Genomic DNA, 18,137 nt, shown 5'->3' with positions numbered 1-18,137 from the left:
TTATATTCTTCTTAAGAAATTAAAGAAATTATTATTTGATCTCCTCATCTCCCCACCTTGAATCTTTTGCAAGTCTTTTTCTTTCAAGGCTACAAACTGTTCCAATTTAACTGTGTTTTTCATAATAAAATCTCCTCAATGTTTTTTCTTGTAAGCTAACTTACAAAAACTATTATACAAAATGGAATTTCGTTTTAGATAAAATTCTCTCAACTGTCATTTTTTTCTCCCCAAGTGTACTTTTTTAAGAAAAAAGCCGGGAAAATTCCCAGCTTTGCTACTATATTGATATTGATCCCAGCAGGATTCGAACCTGCGACCGTTCGCTTAGAAGGCGAATGCTCTATCCAGCTGAGCTATGAGACCTAACACAATAATTCTACCAAAAATTCAATTAAAAGTCAATTTTCTATTTATGATAGGGTGATCCCTGCTGTATTGTAAAAGCCCGATAGATTTGTTCAACAAGGACTAGTCTCATTAACTGATGGGGCAAGGTTAAACGGCCAAAACTAACAGAGAGATTGGCTCTATTTTTTACCGATGATGACAATCCTAAACTTCCCCCAATAATAAAAGTAAGAGTAGAAAATCCTTTTATAGAAGCTTCTTCTAACTGCTTACTAAATTCTTCTGAGGAGAAAGTTTTCCCTTCAATGGCTAACACAATAACAAAATCACGGTCACCAACTTTTGATAAAATTCTCTGACCTTCTATTTCTAAAATCTTTTGATTTTCTGATTCACTGGCCTTATCTGGTGTTTTTTCATCTGCTAGCTCTATCATTTCAAGCTTAGCAAATCGAGAAATTCGTTTTGAATACTCTGCAATACCATCTTTTAAATACTTTTCTTTCAGTTTCCCAACTGTTACAACTTTAATTTTCATGACTCTATTCTAACATATTCTCTATTTTTTCACACCTTATTCACAAAATAAAAGGTTAATTTTAGCCGAGAAAACCACAGATTTTTGAAAGTTATCCACAATCTGTGAAAAACTTTTGTGTTTAAGTTATAATTAAGCTAGTCAGTTTATACTTTCAGTAATTTCAAACAAATGGAGGCAAATATGAAACATCTAAAAACATTTTACAAAAAATGGTTTCAATTATTAGTCGTTATCGTCATTAGCTTTTTTAGTGGAGCCTTGGGTAGTTTTTCAATAACTCAACTAACTCAAAAAAGTGGTGTAAGTAGCTCGAACAACAATAGCACCATTACACAGACTGCCTATAAGAACGAAAATTCAACAACACAGGCTGTTAACAAAGTAAAAGATGCTGTTGTTTCTGTTATTACTTATTCAGCAAACAGACAAAATAGCGTATTTGGTAATGATGATACTAACACAGATTCTCAGCAAATCTCTAGTGAAGGCTCTGGGGTTATTTATAAAAAGAATGACAAAGAAGCTTACATTGTCACCAACAATCACGTTATAAATGGCGCTAGCAAAGTAGATATTCGTTTGTCAGATGGGACTAAAGTGCCTGGAGAAATCGTCGGAGCTGACACTTTCTCTGATATTGCTGTCGTCAAAATCTCTTCAGAAAAGGTGACAACAGTAGCTGAATTTGGTGATTCTAGCAAGTTAACCGTAGGAGAAACTGCTATTGCTATTGGTAGCCCGTTAGGTTCTGAATATGCTAATACTGTCACTCAAGGTATCGTATCTAGTCTTAATCGAAATGTATCTTTAAAATCTGAAGATGGACAAGCCATTTCTACAAAAGCCATCCAAACTGATACTGCTATTAACCCAGGTAACTCTGGTGGCCCACTAATCAATATTCAAGGACAAGTTATCGGAATTACCTCAAGTAAAATTGCCACAAATGGAGGAACATCTGTAGAAGGCCTTGGTTTTGCAATCCCTGCAAATGATGCTATCAATATTATTGAACAGTTAGAAAAGAACGGAAAAGTGACTCGTCCAGCTTTGGGAATTCAAATGGTCAATCTCTCAAATATTAATACAAGTGATATTAGAAGACTGAATATTCCAAGCAATGTAACATCTGGTGTAGTTGTTCGTTCTGTACAAAGTAATATGCCTGCCAATGGTCACCTTGAAAAATATGATGTTATTACAAAAGTAGATGACAAAGAGATTGCTTCATCAATAGACTTACAAAGTGCTCTTTACAATCATTCCATTGGGGACGCCATTAAGATAACTTACTATCGTAACGGTAAAGAAGAAACTACATCTATTAAACTTGACAAGAGTTCAGGTGATTTAGAATCTTAATTGACATCTATGTAAAGAAAACTTTACATAAGAGAAAAGATGTGTTAGTGTAGAATCATGGAAAAATTTGAAATGATTTCTATCACAGATATACAAAAAAATCCCTATCAGCCTCGAAAAGAATTTGATAGGGAAAAACTACATGAACTAGCACAGTCTATCAAAGAAAATGGGGTCATTCAACCGATTATTGTTCGTAAATCTCCTGTTATTGGTTATGAAATCCTTGCAGGAGAGAGACGCTATCGGGCTTCACTTTTAGCTGGTTTAAGGTCTATCCCAGCTATTGTTAAGCAGCTTTCAGATCAAGAGATGATGATTCAGTCCATCATTGAAAATTTACAGAGAGAAAATTTAAACCCAGTAGAAGAAGCACGCGCCTATGAATCTCTCGTAGAGAAAGGATTTACCCATGCTGAAATTGCAGATAAAATGGGCAAATCTCGTCCATATATCAGCAACTCCATTCGTTTGCTTTCCTTGCCAGAACAGATCCTCTCAGAGGTAGAAAACGGCAAACTATCACAAGCACATGCGCGTTCGCTAGTTGGCTTGAATAAGGAACAACAAGACTATTTCTTTCAACGAATCATCGAGGAAGACATTTCTGTAAGGGAGTTAGAAGCTCTTCTAACAGAGAAAAAACAAAAGAAACAGAAAAAAAATGATTATTTCATACAAAATGAAGAAGAACAGTTAAAAAAACTACTCGGATTAGATGTAGAAATCAAATTGTCTAAAAAAGACAATGGAAAAATCATTATTTCTTTTTCAAATCAAGAAGAATACAGTAGAATTATCAACAGCCTGAAATAAGGCTGTTCTTTTATTTTCTTATCTCACAAGGTTATCCACTGATTTTTTCAATAAAAAACTTAATAAATCAATAGTTTCTGATTTTATCCCCAACCTGTGGATAAAATTTAATAACATTGTGGATTATTTTTCACAGCTTGTGGAAAATTCTTACTATCTATGGTAAAATAAGTCTAGCATTAAACTTTTAAATAGTAAAGGAGGAGAAAGGATTGAAAGAAAAACAATTTTGGAATCGTATATTAGAATTTGCTCAAGAAAGACTGACTCGATCCATGTATGATTTCTATGCTATTCAAGCTGAACTCATCAAGGTAGAGGAAAATGTTGCCACTATATTTTTACCACGATCTGAAATGGAAATGGTTTGGGAAAAACAACTAAAAGATATTATTGTAGTTGCTGGATTTGAAATTTATGATGCTGAAATAACTCCCCACTATATTTTCATCAAACCTCAAGATACTACTGTCTCACAAGTTGAAGAAGCTCCAAATTCAACTCTTTATGACTATAGTCCAAAGTTAGCATCTATTCCTTATTCGGATACTGGATTAAAAGAAAAGTATACCTTTGATAATTTTATCCAAGGGGATGGAAATGTTTGGGCTGTATCAGCCGCCCTGGCTGTCTCTGAAGATTTGGCCTTGACCTATAATCCTCTTTTTATCTATGGAGGACCTGGGCTTGGGAAGACTCACTTACTCAATGCAATTGGGAATGAGATTTTGAAAAATATTCCTGATGCGCGTGTGAAGTACATTCCTGCTGAAAGCTTTATCAACGACTTTCTTGAACACCTGAGACTTGGTGAAATGGAAAAGTTCAAAAAAACTTACCGTAGCCTTGATCTCTTGTTAATTGATGATATCCAATCACTGAGTGGAAAAAAAGTTGCAACTCAGGAAGAATTTTTCAATACTTTCAATGTTCTCCATAGCAATCAAAAACAAATTGTTCTGACTAGTGATCGTAGTCCTAAACACCTAGAAGGCCTTGAAGAAAGGCTTGTCACGCGCTTTAGCTGGGGCTTGACGCAAAACATCACACCACCTGACTTTGAAACACGTATTGCCATTTTACAAAGCAAAACAGAGCATTTAGACTACCATTTCCAAAGTGATACCCTAGAATACCTAGCTGGTCAATTTGATTCAAACGTCCGAGAACTTGAAGGAGCAATCAACGACATCACTTTAATTGCCCGAGTGAAGAAGATTAAAGATATCACAATCGATATCGCTGCAGAGGCTATTCGAGCACGTAAACAAGATGTTAACCAAATGCTCGTCATCCCAATTGATAAAATCCAAAATGAAGTTGGTAACTTTTATGGTGTCAGTGTCAAAGAAATGAAGGGAAGCAGACGCCTTCAAAATATTGTGTTAGCCCGTCAAGTAGCCATGTATTTATCTAGAGAACTAACAGATAATAGTCTTCCAAAAATTGGGAAGGAATTTGGTGGAAAAGACCATACAACAGTCATTCATGCCCATGCCAAAATTAAATCTTTGATTGATGAAGACGATAATTTACGTTTAGAAATTGAATCAATCAAAAAGAAAATCAAATAACTTGTGGATAACTTTTGCTTTTTTATCTTTTTTATCCACATTTTTTAAACAAGCCAAAAAACTTGATATGACTTGTTTAAAGTCTGTTTTCCACAGATTTCACAGACTCTATTATTACTATTATCCTTCTAATACTAAAAATAAATAAAGGAGAATCCATGATTCATTTTTCAATCAATAAAAATTTATTTCTACAAGCATTAAATACTACTAAGAGAGCTATAAGCTCTAAAAATGCCATTCCTATTTTATCAACCGTAAAAATTGATGTGACTAATGAAGGTGTTACTTTAATTGGTTCAAATGGTCAAATTTCAATTGAAAATTTTATTTCTCAAAAAAATGAAGATGCTGGTTTGTTAATTACTTCTTTAGGTTCGATCCTTCTTGAAGCTTCTTTCTTTATCAATGTGGTATCTAGTTTACCTGATGTGACTCTTGATTTTAAAGAAATTGAACAAAATCAAATTGTTTTAACCAGTGGCAAATCAGAAATTACCCTAAAAGGAAAAGATAGCGAACAGTACCCACGAATCCAAGAAATTTCAGCAAGCACTCCTTTGGTTCTTGAAACAAAATTACTCAAGAAAATTATCAATGAAACAGCCTTTGCTGCAAGTACACAAGAGAGTCGTCCGATTTTAACAGGTGTTCATTTTGTATTGAGCCAACACAAGGAGCTAAAAACAGTTGCAACAGACTCGCATCGTCTAAGTCAGAAAAAATTAACGCTTGAGAAAAATAGTGATGATTTTGATGTTGTCATTCCTAGCCGTTCTCTACGCGAATTTTCAGCGGTATTTACAGATGATATTGAAACTGTAGAGATTTTCTTTGCCAATAACCAAATTCTCTTTAGAAGCGAAAATATTAGCTTCTATACTCGTCTCCTAGAAGGAAACTATCCTGATACAGATCGCTTGATTCCGACAGACTTTAATACTACTATTACTTTTGATGTTATAAACTTACGCCAGTCAATGGAACGTGCTCGTCTTTTATCAAGTGCTACTCAAAATGGTACTGTGAAACTTGAAATTAAAGAGGGGGTTGTTAGCGCCCATGTTCACTCCCCAGAAGTTGGTAAAGTAAACGAAGAAATCGATACTGATCAAGTTACTGGTGAAGATTTGACCATTAGTTTCAATCCAACTTATTTGATTGATTCCCTTAAGGCTTTAAATAGCGAAAAGGTGACCATTAGCTTTATCTCAGCTGTTCGTCCATTTACTCTTGTGCCAGCTGATACTGAAGAGGACTTCATGCAACTTATCACCCCAGTTCGTACAAATTAAGTGAAAGAGGTTGAGCCTAGCTCGCCTCTTTTATGATATAATCAAAAAAGAAAAGGAGAGTAGTATGTATCAAGTTGGAAATTTTGTTGAAATGAAAAAACCACATGCTTGCACAATCAAGTCAACAGGAAAAAAAGCTAATCGTTGGGAAATTACACGTGTAGGAGCAGATATCAAAATCAAATGTAGCAATTGTGACCATGTTGTCATGATGGGGCGCTATGATTTTGATCGAAAAATGAATAAAATTATTGACTGAGAACCCTTAGTTAGAGAGTTAGCAAGTTTTCCCTTTTTGTGTTATAATATTAGGGATTGAAATGAAAACGGAGAATGAGAAAATATGGCTTTAACAGCAGGTATCGTTGGTTTGCCAAACGTTGGTAAATCAACACTATTTAATGCAATTACAAAAGCAGGAGCAGAGGCAGCAAACTATCCATTTGCGACAATTGATCCAAACGTTGGAATGGTTGAGGTTCCAGATGAACGCCTACAAAAACTAACGGAAATGATCACTCCTAAAAAGACAGTTCCAACAACATTTGAATTTACAGATATCGCAGGAATTGTAAAAGGAGCTTCAAAAGGAGAAGGGCTAGGGAATAAATTCTTGGCTAATATCCGTGAAGTAGACGCGATTGTTCACGTAGTTCGTGCTTTTGATGATGAAAATGTTATGCGCGAGCAAGGACGTGAAGATGCCTTTGTGGATCCACTTGCAGATATTGACACCATTAACCTGGAATTGATTCTTGCTGACTTAGAATCAGTCAATAAACGTTATGCGCGTGTAGAAAAGATGGCACGCACGCAAAAAGATAAAGAATCTGTGGAAGAATTCAATGTTCTTCAAAAGATTAAACCAGTCCTAGAAGATGGAAAATCAGCTCGCACCATCGAATTTACAGATGAAGAACAAAAAGTTGTCAAAGGTCTCTTCCTGTTGACAACTAAACCAGTTCTTTATGTTGCTAATGTCGATGAGGATGTAGTTTCAGATCCAGATTCTATCGACTATGTCAAACAAATTCGTGAATTCGCAGCGACAGAAAATGCAGAGGTAGTAGTCATTTCAGCGCGTGCTGAAGAAGAAATTTCTGAATTGGACGATGAAGATAAAAAAGAGTTTCTTGAAGCCATTGGTTTGACAGAATCAGGCGTTGACAAGTTGACTCGTGCAGCTTACCACTTACTTGGATTGGGAACTTACTTCACAGCTGGTGAAAAAGAGGTTCGCGCTTGGACCTTCAAACGTGGTATGAAGGCTCCTCAAGCAGCTGGTATTATCCACTCAGACTTTGAAAAAGGATTTATTCGTGCAGTAACCATGTCATATGAGGATCTAGTGAAATACGGATCTGAAAAGGCCGTAAAAGAAGCTGGACGCTTGCGTGAGGAAGGAAAAGAATATATCGTCCAAGACGGTGATATCATGGAATTCCGCTTTAATGTCTAAAAAAATTAATGAATAGTGTCAATTAGGTTGGAAAAAAATTCCAACCCTTTTGGCTTTTGAAAGGAAAAATAAATGACCAAATTACTTGTAGGATTAGGAAATCCAGGGGATAAATATTTTGAAACAAAACACAATGTTGGATTTATGTTGATTGACCAACTAGCGAAGAAACAGAATGTCACTTTTACACATGATAAGATATTTCAATCTGATCTAGCATCCTTTTTCCTAAATGGAGAAAAAATTTATCTTGTCAAACCAACGACATTTATGAATGAAAGTGGAAAAGCGGTTCATGCTTTATTGACTTATTATGGTTTAGATATTGAAGATTTACTCATCATTTACGATGATCTTGACATGGAAGTTGGAAAGATTCGTTTAAGAGCAAAGGGATCCGCAGGTGGTCATAATGGTATCAAGTCTATTATTCAACATATTGGAACTCAGGTCTTTAACCGTGTTAAGATTGGAATCGGAAGACCTAAAAATGGCATGTCAGTTGTTAACCATGTTTTGAGTACCTTTGACAAGGATGATTATATTGGTATTTTACAGTCTATTGACAAAGTTGACGATTCTGTAAACTACTATTTACAAGAGAAAAACTTTGAAAAAACGATGCAGAGGTATAACGGATAAATGGTGACCTTATTAGATTTATTCTCAGAAAATGATCAGGTTAAAAAATGGCATCAAAATCTGACAGATAAGAAAAGACAACTAATACTTGGTTTATCAACGTCTACTAAGGCTCTTGCAATTGCAAGCAGTCTAGAAAAAGAAGATAAGATTGTGTTATTGACGTCAACTTATGGAGAAGCAGAAGGACTTGTTAGTGATCTTATCTCTATCTTGGGTGAGGAACTTGTCTATCCATTTTTGGTAGATGACTCCCCGATGGTCGAGTTTTTGATGTCTTCACAAGAAAAAATCATTTCACGGGTTGAAGCCTTGCGTTTTTTGACTGATTCATCTAAGAGAGGAATTTTAGTTTGTAATATCGCAGCAAGTCGATTGATTTTACCGTATCCAAATGTATTCAAAGATAGTATTGTAAAAATCTCAGTTGGTGAAGAATATGATCAACACGCGATTATCCATCAGTTGAAGGAAATTGGCTATCGAAAAGTTACACAAGTACAAACTCAGGGAGAGTTTAGTCTTCGAGGAGATATTTTAGATATTTTTGAAATATCCCAGTTAGAACCTTGCCGAATTGAGTTTTTTGGTGATGAAATTGATGGTATCAGGTCATTTGAGGTCGAAACACAATTATCGAAAGAAAATCAGACAGAACTTACTATCTTTCCAGCTAGTGATATGCTTTTGAGAGAAAAGGATTATCAACGAGGACAGTCTGCTTTAGAAAAACAAATTTCAAAAACGTTATCACCTATTTTAAAATCATACTTAGAAGAAATTCTTTCAAGTTTTCATCAAAAACAAATGCATTTAGATTCTAGGAAGTTTTTATCTTTGTGTTATGACAAGATATGGACTGTTTTTGACTATATTGAAAAAGATACCCCAGTATTCTTTGATGATTATCAGAAATTGATGAATCAGTATGAAGTCTTTGAAAGGGAGTTAGCACAATACTTTACAGAAGAGTTACAGAACAGTAAAGCATTTTCTGAGATGCAGTATTTTGCAGATACAGAGCAAATCTATAAAAAACAGAGTCCGGTTACCTTTTTCTCTAATCTGCAAAAGGGTTTAGGCAATCTCAAGTTTGACCAAATTTATCAATTTAATCAATATCCTATGCAAGAATTTTTCAATCAATTTTCTTTTCTAAAAGAAGAAATTGAGAGATACAAAAAAATGGATTACACTATTATTCTGCAGTCTAGCAATTCAATGGGAAGTAAAACATTGGAGGATGTTTTAGAGGAATATCAGATTAAATTGGATTCCAGAGATAAGTCAAGTATTTGTAAAGAATCTGTAAACTTAATCGAGGGTAATCTCAGACATGGTTTTCATTTTGTAGATGAAAAGATTTTATTGATAACTGAACATGAGATTTTTCAAAAGAAATTGAAACGTCGTTTTCGAAGACAACATGTTTCAAACGCAGAGAGATTAAAAGATTACAATGAACTTGAAAAAGGGGACTACGTTGTCCATCATATCCATGGGATTGGTCAATATTTAGGAATTGAAACCATTGAAATCAAAGGGATACACCGCGATTATGTCAGTGTGCAGTATCAAAATGGGGATCAAATCTCTATCCCAGTAGAACAGATTCATCTACTGTCTAAATATGTTTCAAGTGATGGTAAAGCGCCAAAACTCAATAAATTAAATGACGGTCATTTCAAAAAGGCCAAGCAAAAAGTAAAGAACCAGGTAGAGGATATAGCTGACGATTTAATCAAACTTTATTCTGAGCGTAGTCAGTTGAAGGGTTTTGCTTTCTCAGCTGATGATGAGGATCAACATGCTTTTGATGATGCCTTCCCTTATGTTGAAACGGATGATCAACTTCGTAGTGTTGAGGAAATCAAGAGAGATATGCAGGCTTCTCAACCAATGGATCGACTTTTAGTTGGGGATGTTGGTTTTGGAAAGACTGAAGTTGCTATGCGTGCAGCCTTTAAGGCAGTCAATGATCACAAACAGGTTGTCGTTCTAGTTCCGACGACGGTTTTAGCGCAACAGCACTATACGAATTTTAAGGAACGATTCCAAAATTTTGCAGTTAATATTGATGTGTTGAGTCGCTTTAGAAGTAAAAAAGAGCAGACTGAAACACTTGAAAAATTGAAAAAGGGTCAAGTTGATATTTTAATTGGAACACATCGTGTTTTGTCAAAAGATGTTGTGTTTGCTGATTTGGGTTTGATGATTATTGATGAGGAACAGCGATTTGGTGTCAAGCATAAGGAAACCTTGAAAGAACTGAAAAAACAAGTAGATGTCCTGACCTTGACAGCAACGCCAATTCCTCGTACCCTTCACATGTCTATGCTGGGAATCAGAGATTTGTCTGTTATTGAAACTCCGCCGACTAATCGTTATCCAGTGCAAACCTATGTTTTAGAAAAGAATGATAGTGTGATTCGTGATGCTGTCTTGCGTGAAATGGAGCGTGGAGGTCAAGTTTACTATCTTTACAATAAAGTTGACACGATTGACCAGAAGGTTTCCGAATTACAGGAGTTGATTCCAGATGCTTCGATTGGTTATGTTCATGGGCAAATGAGTGAGATTCAGTTAGAAAATACTCTACTGGATTTCATTGAAGGTCAGTATGATATTTTAGTGACTACTACCATTATTGAGACAGGGGTGGACATTCCAAATGCTAATACTTTATTTATTGAAAATGCGGACCATATGGGCTTGTCAACCTTGTATCAGTTAAGAGGAAGAGTCGGTCGTAGTAATCGTATTGCTTATGCCTATCTCATGTATCGTCCAGAAAAATCAATCAGTGAAGTCTCCGAGAAGAGATTAGAAGCGATCAAAGGATTTACAGAATTGGGCTCTGGATTTAAGATTGCAATGCGAGATCTTTCGATTCGCGGAGCAGGAAATCTTTTAGGAAAATCCCAGTCTGGTTTCATTGATTCTGTTGGTTTTGAATTGTATTCGCAGTTATTGGAGGAAGCTATTGCTAAACGACATGGTAATGTGAACACAAGAACCAAAGGGAATTCTGAGTTGATTTTACAAATTGATGCCTATCTTCCTGATACCTATATTTCTGATCAACGACATAAGATTGAAATTTACAAGAAAATTCGTCAAATTGACAACCGTGTCAATTATGAGGAGTTACAAGAAGAGCTGATGGACCGTTTTGGAGAATACCCAGATGTGGTTGCTTATCTTTTAGAGATTGGTTTAGTCAAGTCATATTTGGACAAGGTCTTTGTTCAACGTGTAGAAAGAAAAGAGAATAAGATTACAGTTCAATTTGAAAAAGTCACTCAACGACTGTTTTTGGCTCAAGATTATTTTAAAGCTTTATCCGCAACGAATTTAAAAGCAGCCATAGCTGAGAATAAGGGATTAATGGAAGTTGTATTTGATGTTCGAAACAAGAAGGACTATGAAATTTTAGAAGGTCTACTCATTTTTGGAGAAAGTTTATTAGAGATAAAAGTGTCGAAAGAAGGCAATTCCCTTTAACATTTTTCTTCTATAAAGTAGATAAAAATGATACAATAATAATTTGAGGTAATAAAAATGAGATTAGACAAATATTTAAAAGTATCAAGAATTATCAAGCGTCGTACAGTCGCAAAAGAAGTAGCAGATAAAGGCAGAATCAAGGTAAATGGAATCTTGGCAAAAAGTTCAACGGATTTGAAAGTTAATGACCAAGTTGAAATTCGTTTTGGAAATAAGTTGCTACTTGTAAAAGTACTGGAGATGAAAGATAGTACAAAAAAAGAAGATGCAGCAGGCATGTATGAAATTATCAGTGAAACACGGGTAGAAGAAAATGTCTAAAAATATCGTACAATTGAATAATTCTTTTATTCAAAATGAACACCAACGTCGTCGCTATCTGATGAAAGAACGACAAAAACGTAATCGTTTCATGGGTTGGGTTCTGATTTTGATGATTTTATTGTTCATTTTACCAACTTATAATCTTGCTCAAAGCTATCACCAATTACTCCAAAGACGTCAACAGTTATCAGATTTGCAAACTCAGTATCAAACCTTGAGTGAGGAAAAGGAGAAAGAGACAGCTTTTGCTACAAAGTTGAAAGATGAAGATTACGCTGCTAAATACATGCGTGCAAAATATTATTATTCTAAGAATCGGGAAGCTGTTTATACGATTCCTGACTTGCTCCCAAGGTGATAAAATGGAAAATTTATTAGATGTAATAGAGCAATTTTTGAGTCTATCGGATGAAAAGCTGGAAGAGTTGGTTGATAAAAATCAATTATTGCGTTTACAAGAAGAAAAGGAAAGGAAGAATGCGTAAATTCTTAATTATTTTGTTGTTACCGAGTTTTTTGATCATTTCAAAAGTCGTTAGCACAGAAAAAGAAGTAGTCTATACTTCAAAAGAAATTTATTACCTTTCACAATCTGACTTTGGTATTTATTTTAGAGAAAAATTAAGTTCTCCCATGGTTTATGGAGAGGTTCCTGTTTATGCGAATGAAGATTTAGTGGTGGAATCTGGAAAATTGACTCCCCAAACAAGTTTTCAAATAACCGAGTGGCACTTAAATAAACAAGGAATTCCGGTATTTAAGCTATCAAATCATCAATTTATAGCTGCGGACAAACGATTTTTATATGATCAATCAGAGGTAACTCCAACAATAAAAAAAGTATGGTTAGAATCTGATTTTAAACTGTACAATAGTCCTTATGACTTAAAAGAAGTGAAATCATCCTTATCAGCTTATTCGCAAGTATCAATTGATAAGACCATGTTTGTAGAAGGAAGAGAATTTCTACATATTGATCAGGCTGGATGGGTAGCTAAAGAATCAACTTCTGAAGAAGATAATCGGATGAGTAAAGTCCAAGAAATGTTATCGGAAAAATATCAGAAGGATTCATTTTCTATTTATGTTAAGCAACTGACTACTGGAAAAGAAGCTGGTATCAATCAAGATGAAAAGATGTATGCGGCTAGTGTTTTGAAACTCCCTTATCTTTATTATACGCAAGAAAAAATAAATGAAGGTCTTTATCAGTTAGATACGACTGTAAAATACATATCTGCAGTCAATGATTTTCCAGGTTCCTATAAACCAGAAGGAAGTGGTAGTCTTCCTAAAAAAGAGGATAATAAAGAGTATTCTCTAAAGGATTTAATTACGAAAGTATCAAAAGAATCTGATAATGTAGCTCATAATCTATTGGGATATTACATTTCAAACCAATCTGATGCCACATTCAAATCCAAGATGTCTGCTATTATGGGAGATGATTGGGATTCAAAAGAAAAATTGATTTCTTCTAAGATGGCTGGGAAGGTTATGGAGGCAATTTATAATCAAAATGGATTTGTATTGGAGTCTTTGACTAAAACAGATTTTGATAATGAGAGAATTGCCAAAGGTGTTTCTGTTAAAGTAGCTCATAAAATTGGAGATGCGGATGAATTTAAGCATGATACAGGTGTTGTCTATGCAGATTCTCCATTTATTCTTTCTATTTTCACTAAAAATTCTGATTATGATACGATTTCTAAGATAGCCAAGGATGTTTATGAGGTTCTAAAATGAGGAAACAAGATTTTTTAAATCATTTTCTCAAGAAGGGATATTTCAAAAAGCATGCTAAGGTGGTGCTAGCTCTTTCTGGTGGATTAGATTCTATGTTTCTATTTAAGGTGTTATCTACGTATAAAAAAGAGTTAGAAATTGAATTGATTCTAGCTCATGTGAATCATAAGCAGAGAGTAGAATCAGATTGGGAAGAACAGGAATTAAGGAAGTTAGCTGCTGAAGCAGAGCTTCCTATTTATATCAGCAATTTTTCAGGAGAATTTTCAGAAGCCCGTGCTCGACATTTTCGTTATGATTTTTTTCAAGAGGTCATGAAAAAGACAGGTGCGACAGCTTTAGTCACTGCCCACCATGCTGATGATCAGGTGGAAACGATTTTGATGCGCTTGATTCGAGGAACTCGTTTGCGCTATCTATCAGGAATTAAGGAGAAGCAAGTAGTCGGAGAGATAGAAATCATTCGTCCCTTCTTGCATTTTCAGAAAAAAGACTTTCCACCAATTTTTCACTTTGAAGATACATCAAATCAGGAAAATCATTATTTTCGCAATCGTATTCGAAACTCTTATTTACCAGAATTAGAAAAAGAAAATCCTAGATTTAGAGATGCAATCTTAAGCATCGGCAATGAAATTTTAGATTATGACTTAGCTATAGCTGAATTATCAAAGAATATTGATGTAGAAAATTTAGATCAGCTATTGTCTTACTCTGAGTCGACACAAAGAGTTTTACTTCAAACTTATCTGAATCGTTTTCCAGATTTGAATCTTACAAAAGCTCAGTTTGAAGAAGTTAGAAAAATTTTAAAAACTAAAAGCCAGTATCGTCATCCGCTTAAAAATGGTTATGAATTAGTAAAAGAGTATCAACAGTTTCGGATTTGTAAAATCAGTCCTCAGTCTGATGAAAAGGAAGATGAACTTGTGTTACACTATCAAAATCAGGTATCCTACCAAGGTTATTTATTTTCCTTTGGACTTCCTTTAGAAGGTGAATTAATTCAACAGGTACCTGTTTCACGGGAAACATCCATACACATTCGTCATCGAAAAACAGGAGATTTTTTGATTCAAAATGGTCATAGAAAAAAACTCAGACGTCTATTTATTGATTTGAAAATCCCTATGGAAAAGCGAAAATCAGCTCTGATTATTGAGCAATTTGGTGAAATTGTCTCAATTTTGGGAATTGCGACCAGTAATTTGAGTAAAAACACGAAAAATGATATAATGAACACTGTACTTTATATAGAAAAAATAGATAGGTAAAAAAATGTTAGAAAACGATATTAAAAAAATCCTCGTTTCACACGATGAAATTACAGAAGCTGCTAAAAAATTAGGTGCTCAACTCACTAAAGACTATGCAGGAAAAAATCCAATTTTAGTTGGGATTTTAAAAGGATCTATTCCTTTTATGGCTGAATTGGTCAAACATATCGACACACATATTGAAATGGACTTCATGATGGTTTCTAGCTATCATGGTGGAACAGCAAGTAGCGGTGTCATCAATATCAAGCAAGATGTGACTCAAGATATCAAAGGAAGACATGTTTTATTTGTAGAAGATATCATTGATACAGGTCAAACTTTGAAGAATTTGCGAGATATGTTTATTGCAAGAGATGCAGCTTCTGTTAAGATTGCAACCTTATTGGATAAACCAGAGGGACGTGTTGTAGAAATTGAGGCAGACTATACCTGCTTTACTATCCCAAATGAGTTTGTAGTAGGTTATGGTTTAGACTACAAAGAAAATTATCGTAATCTTCCTTATGTTGGAGTATTGAAAGAAGAAGTGTATTCAAATTAGAAAGAACAATTTTTAATGAAAAAACAAAATAATGGTTTAATTAAAAATCCTTTTCTATGGTTATTACTTATTTTTTTCCTAGTTACAGCTTATCAGTATTTTAGTACAGGTAGTGTTGCAGGGAAAAGTGAGCAAATTAATTATACAGAATTGGTAAAAGAAATTACCGATGACAATGTAAAAGAATTGACTTACCAACCAAATGGCAGTGTTATCGAAGTTTCAGGTGTCTATAAAAATCCTAAAACAAGTAAAGAAGAAACAGGTATCCAGTTCTTTTCTCCTTCTGCTACAACAGTAGAGAAATTTTCAAGTATTATTCTTCCTTCAGATACTACAGTATCAGAATTGCAAAAGCTTGCTTCTGACCATAAAGCGGAAGTAACTATTAAGCATGAAAGTTCGAGTGGTATGTGGATTAATATTCTTGTATCCATTGTGCCATTCGGTATTCTTTTCTTCTTCCTATTCTCTATGATGGGAAATATGGGAGGAAATAATAGCCGTAACCCGATGAGTTTTGGACGTAGTAAAGCTAAAGCTGCAAATAAAGAAGATATTAAAGTAAGATTTTCAGATGTTGCTGGAGCTGAGGAAGAAAAACAAGAACTAGTTGAAGTTGTTGAATTTTTAAAAGATCCAAAACGATTTACAAAACTTGGAGCCCGTATTCCAGCAGGTGTTCTTTTGGAGGGACCTCCGGGAACAGGTAAGACTTTGCTTGCTAAGGCAGTCGCCGGAGAAGCAGGTGTTCCATTCTTTAGTATCTCAGGTTCTGACTTTGTAGAAATGTTTGTCGGAGTTGGAGCTAGTCGTGTTCGTTCTCTTTTTGAAGATGCCAAAAAAGCAGCACCAGCTATCATCTTTATTGATGAAATTGATGCTGTTGGACGTCAACGTGGAGTTGGTCTTGGCGGAGGTAATGACGAACGCGAACAAACCTTGAACCAACTCTTGATTGAGATGGATGGTTTTGAGGGAAATGAAGGGATTATTGTCATTGCTGCTACAAACCGTTCAGATGTACTTGACCCTGCCCTTCTTCGTCCAGGACGTTTTGATAGAAAAGTCTTGGTTGGCCGTCCTGATGTTAAAGGTCGCGAAGCAATCTTGAAAGTTCATGCTAAGAACAAGCCTTTAGCAGAAGATGTTGATTTGAAATTAGTGGCTCAACAAACTCCAGGTTTTGTTGGTGCTGATTTAGAGAATGTATTGAATGAAGCGGCTTTAGTCGCTGCTCGTCGCAATAAATCAATAATTGATGCCTCAGATATTGATGAAGCAGAAGATAGAGTTATTGCTGGTCCTTCTAAGAAAGATAAGACAGTTTCACAAAAAGAACGTGAATTGGTTGCCTACCATGAGGCTGGACATACCATTGTTGGTTTAGTCTTGTCGAATGCCCGTGTTGTTCATAAAGTTACTATCGTACCACGCGGCCGTGCAGGCGGTTATATGATTGCACTTCCTAAGGAAGACCAAATCCTTCTATCTAAAGAAGATATGAAAGAGCAATTGGCTGGCTTAATGGGTGGACGTGTAGCTGAAGAAATTATCTTTAATGTCCAAACTACAGGAGCTTCGAACGACTTTGAACAAGCGACACAAATGGCGCGTGCAATGGTTACAGAGTACGGTATGAGTGAAAAACTTGGCCCAGTACAATATGAAGGAAACCATGCTATGTTTGGTACACAGAGTCCTCAAAAATCAATTTCAGAGCAAACAGCTTATGAAATTGATGAAGAGGTTCGTTCATTATTGAATGAAGCACGAAATAAAGCTGCTGAAATCATCCAATCAAATCGTGAAACTCACAAGTTGATTGCAGAAGCATTATTGAAATATGAAACATTGGATAGTACACAAATTAAATCTCTTTACGAAACAGGAAAGATGCCTGAAACAGTAGAAGAGGAATCACATGCATTATCTTATGATGAAGTAAAGTCAAAAATGAATGACGAAAAATAACCCTGAGAGAGGCATGTCCTCTCTTTTTTTGCGCAGTTGAGGAGGCGTAGAGAACAGAACGGGAAAATAGGACAAAACTGTTTTTGAATTTGTTAGACTGTATCTAGAAAGGGGAACAATATGATTGAAGAATTGTATGAAGAAGTCCGAGGCATTGTGTATAAGTGTAGAAATGAATATCATCTCCATTTATGGGAGCTATCGGATTGGGATCAAGAGGGAATGATTTGCTTGCATGAATTGCTTAGTAAAGAAGAAGGAATAGTAGAAGATATTCCTCGTTTACGTAAATACTTCAAAACCAAGTTTCGGAATCGAATCCTAGATTATATCCGTAAGCAGGAAAGTCAAAAACGAAGATATGATAAAGAACCCTATGAAGAAGTAGGTGAGATAAGTCATCGTATCAGCGAGGGCGGTTTGTGGCTAGATGATTATTATCTCTTTCATGAAACCCTAAGAGATTATAGAAACAAACAAAGTAAAGAGAAACAACAAGAGTTAGAACGCATCTTAAGAAATGAACGTTTCCGAGGTCGTCAAAGAGTATTAAGAGACTTACGTATTGTGTTTAAAGAGTTTGACATCCGTACACATTAGGAAGTCATGCAAAAAAATAGAAAAAAGATAAAAAAAGTAGTTGACAAAGTTTAAAAAGTGGGTATAATAGTAAGAGTTGAAAACAACTCTGGTCCGTTGGTCAAGGGGTTAAGACACCGCCTTTT

At 35.2% G+C, this 18,137-nt stretch carries 18 protein-coding genes and 1 tRNA gene; 16 read left to right on the top strand and 3 right to left on the bottom strand.

From position 1 onward, the window contains the following. The 3 genes from comC to rlmH all read right to left on the bottom strand — a co-directional run bounded on the left by comC (position 1) and on the right by rlmH (position 889). The gene (gene comC / locus N5909_RS03915; protein ID WP_033682539.1) at positions 1-123 is read right to left on the bottom strand and encodes a competence-stimulating peptide ComC; all 123 of its coding nucleotides are present in this window, start codon (positions 121-123) and stop codon (positions 1-3) included. A 169-nt stretch (positions 124-292) separates the two neighbouring features. Continuing rightward, positions 293-366: transfer RNA gene (locus tag N5909_RS03910), tRNA-Arg, on the bottom strand. 43 nt (positions 367-409) lie between these two features. Then, positions 410-889 carry a 23S rRNA (pseudouridine(1915)-N(3))-methyltransferase RlmH gene (rlmH, locus tag N5909_RS03905; protein ID WP_033682541.1) on the bottom strand — a complete coding sequence of 160 codons (480 nt, stop codon included), beginning with the start codon at positions 887-889 and terminating at the stop codon, positions 410-412. 183 nt (positions 890-1,072) lie between these two features. Here rlmH and N5909_RS03900 point away from each other — a divergent pair, with 183 nt between their 5' ends. The 16 genes from N5909_RS03900 (at position 1,073) to N5909_RS03825 (ending at position 18,012) form a co-directional block, all read left to right on the top strand. Then, positions 1,073-2,254, top strand: a complete 1,182-nt coding sequence (locus tag N5909_RS03900; protein ID WP_033682542.1) for a S1C family serine protease — start codon at positions 1,073-1,075, stop codon at positions 2,252-2,254. 57 nt (positions 2,255-2,311) lie between these two features. Next, positions 2,312-3,070, top strand: a complete 759-nt coding sequence (locus tag N5909_RS03895) for a ParB/RepB/Spo0J family partition protein (RefSeq protein ID WP_033682543.1) — start codon at positions 2,312-2,314, stop codon at positions 3,068-3,070. A 212-nt stretch (positions 3,071-3,282) separates the two neighbouring features. Further along, positions 3,283-4,644: a chromosomal replication initiator protein DnaA gene (gene dnaA / locus N5909_RS03890; RefSeq protein ID WP_033682544.1), complete on the top strand. Its 1,362-nt coding sequence runs from the start codon at positions 3,283-3,285 to the stop codon at positions 4,642-4,644. Between the two features lie 158 nt (positions 4,645-4,802). Beyond that, on the top strand, positions 4,803-5,939 hold the full coding sequence (gene dnaN, locus N5909_RS03885) for a DNA polymerase III subunit beta (protein WP_033682545.1): 1,137 nt from the start codon (positions 4,803-4,805) through the stop codon (positions 5,937-5,939). 64 nt (positions 5,940-6,003) lie between these two features. Continuing rightward, on the top strand, positions 6,004-6,198 hold the full coding sequence (locus N5909_RS03880) for a DUF951 domain-containing protein (protein WP_000285186.1): 195 nt from the start codon (positions 6,004-6,006) through the stop codon (positions 6,196-6,198). A gap of 84 nt (positions 6,199-6,282) precedes the next feature. Beyond that, positions 6,283-7,398, top strand: coding sequence for a redox-regulated ATPase YchF (ychF, locus tag N5909_RS03875; RefSeq protein WP_001218718.1), 1,116 nt, complete (start codon positions 6,283-6,285; stop codon positions 7,396-7,398). Between the two features lie 72 nt (positions 7,399-7,470). Continuing rightward, entirely contained in the window at positions 7,471-8,040 is a 570-nt protein-coding gene (gene pth, locus N5909_RS03870; protein ID WP_265465465.1) for an aminoacyl-tRNA hydrolase, read from the top strand. Further along, positions 8,041-11,544 (top strand): transcription-repair coupling factor, encoded by a 3,504-nt coding sequence (mfd, locus tag N5909_RS03865; protein WP_265470992.1) that lies wholly within the window; start codon positions 8,041-8,043, stop codon positions 11,542-11,544. A gap of 57 nt (positions 11,545-11,601) precedes the next feature. After that, on the top strand, positions 11,602-11,868 hold the full coding sequence (locus N5909_RS03860; protein ID WP_001234978.1) for an RNA-binding S4 domain-containing protein: 267 nt from the start codon (positions 11,602-11,604) through the stop codon (positions 11,866-11,868). Continuing rightward, positions 11,861-12,229: a septum formation initiator family protein gene (locus N5909_RS03855; RefSeq protein ID WP_000041905.1), complete on the top strand. Its 369-nt coding sequence runs from the start codon at positions 11,861-11,863 to the stop codon at positions 12,227-12,229. The genes N5909_RS03860 and N5909_RS03855 overlap by 8 nt, the downstream gene beginning before the upstream one ends. A 4-nt stretch (positions 12,230-12,233) precedes the next feature. Continuing rightward, positions 12,234-12,356, top strand: coding sequence for an SP_0009 family protein (locus N5909_RS03850; protein ID WP_049501883.1), 123 nt, complete (start codon positions 12,234-12,236; stop codon positions 12,354-12,356). Then, the gene (locus N5909_RS03845) at positions 12,349-13,617 is read left to right on the top strand and encodes a serine hydrolase (RefSeq protein WP_261047324.1); all 1,269 of its coding nucleotides are present in this window, start codon (positions 12,349-12,351) and stop codon (positions 13,615-13,617) included. The genes N5909_RS03850 and N5909_RS03845 overlap by 8 nt, the downstream gene beginning before the upstream one ends. Further along, entirely contained in the window at positions 13,614-14,891 is a 1,278-nt protein-coding gene (gene tilS / locus N5909_RS03840; RefSeq protein ID WP_261015398.1) for a tRNA lysidine(34) synthetase TilS, read from the top strand. The genes N5909_RS03845 and tilS overlap by 4 nt, the downstream gene beginning before the upstream one ends. 4 nt (positions 14,892-14,895) lie before the next feature. After that, entirely contained in the window at positions 14,896-15,438 is a 543-nt protein-coding gene (hpt, locus tag N5909_RS03835) for a hypoxanthine phosphoribosyltransferase (protein WP_000892171.1), read from the top strand. Positions 15,439-15,453: 15 nt separating this feature from the next. Further along, positions 15,454-17,412 carry an ATP-dependent zinc metalloprotease FtsH gene (ftsH, locus tag N5909_RS03830; protein ID WP_033682555.1) on the top strand — a complete coding sequence of 653 codons (1,959 nt, stop codon included), beginning with the start codon at positions 15,454-15,456 and terminating at the stop codon, positions 17,410-17,412. Between the two features lie 120 nt (positions 17,413-17,532). Beyond that, a complete protein-coding gene (locus N5909_RS03825; RefSeq protein ID WP_033682556.1) occupies positions 17,533-18,012 on the top strand; it encodes a transcriptional regulator in 480 nt (159 codons plus the stop codon). Positions 18,013-18,137 lie beyond the last annotated feature (125 nt).

Origin of the sequence: Streptococcus gwangjuensis, assembly GCF_028156745.1 — a bacterium.
In the GTDB taxonomy this organism is placed as follows: domain Bacteria; phylum Bacillota; class Bacilli; order Lactobacillales; family Streptococcaceae; genus Streptococcus; species Streptococcus gwangjuense_A.
This window is presented reverse-complemented; position numbering and strand designations above follow the sequence as displayed.

What these genes read in the sequence shown, in the direction of transcription:
- comC (WP_033682539.1), bottom strand. Translation starts at nt 123, where the DNA reads ATGAAAAACACAGTTAAATTGGAACAGTTTGTAGCCTTGAAAGAAAAA.
- rlmH (WP_033682541.1), bottom strand. Translation starts at nt 889, where the DNA reads ATGAAAATTAAAGTTGTAACAGTTGGGAAACTGAAAGAAAAGTATTTA.
- N5909_RS03900 (WP_033682542.1), top strand. Translation starts at nt 1,073, where the DNA reads ATGAAACATCTAAAAACATTTTACAAAAAATGGTTTCAATTATTAGTC.
- N5909_RS03895 (WP_033682543.1), top strand. Translation starts at nt 2,312, where the DNA reads ATGGAAAAATTTGAAATGATTTCTATCACAGATATACAAAAAAATCCC.
- dnaN (WP_033682545.1), top strand. Translation starts at nt 4,803, where the DNA reads ATGATTCATTTTTCAATCAATAAAAATTTATTTCTACAAGCATTAAAT.
- N5909_RS03880 (WP_000285186.1), top strand. Translation starts at nt 6,004, where the DNA reads ATGTATCAAGTTGGAAATTTTGTTGAAATGAAAAAACCACATGCTTGC.
- ychF (WP_001218718.1), top strand. Translation starts at nt 6,283, where the DNA reads ATGGCTTTAACAGCAGGTATCGTTGGTTTGCCAAACGTTGGTAAATCA.
- pth (WP_265465465.1), top strand. Translation starts at nt 7,471, where the DNA reads ATGACCAAATTACTTGTAGGATTAGGAAATCCAGGGGATAAATATTTT.
- mfd (WP_265470992.1), top strand. Translation starts at nt 8,041, where the DNA reads ATGGTGACCTTATTAGATTTATTCTCAGAAAATGATCAGGTTAAAAAA.
- N5909_RS03860 (WP_001234978.1), top strand. Translation starts at nt 11,602, where the DNA reads ATGAGATTAGACAAATATTTAAAAGTATCAAGAATTATCAAGCGTCGT.
- N5909_RS03855 (WP_000041905.1), top strand. Translation starts at nt 11,861, where the DNA reads ATGTCTAAAAATATCGTACAATTGAATAATTCTTTTATTCAAAATGAA.
- N5909_RS03850 (WP_049501883.1), top strand. Translation starts at nt 12,234, where the DNA reads ATGGAAAATTTATTAGATGTAATAGAGCAATTTTTGAGTCTATCGGAT.
- N5909_RS03845 (WP_261047324.1), top strand. Translation starts at nt 12,349, where the DNA reads ATGCGTAAATTCTTAATTATTTTGTTGTTACCGAGTTTTTTGATCATT.
- tilS (WP_261015398.1), top strand. Translation starts at nt 13,614, where the DNA reads ATGAGGAAACAAGATTTTTTAAATCATTTTCTCAAGAAGGGATATTTC.
- hpt (WP_000892171.1), top strand. Translation starts at nt 14,896, where the DNA reads ATGTTAGAAAACGATATTAAAAAAATCCTCGTTTCACACGATGAAATT.
- ftsH (WP_033682555.1), top strand. Translation starts at nt 15,454, where the DNA reads ATGAAAAAACAAAATAATGGTTTAATTAAAAATCCTTTTCTATGGTTA.
- N5909_RS03825 (WP_033682556.1), top strand. Translation starts at nt 17,533, where the DNA reads ATGATTGAAGAATTGTATGAAGAAGTCCGAGGCATTGTGTATAAGTGT.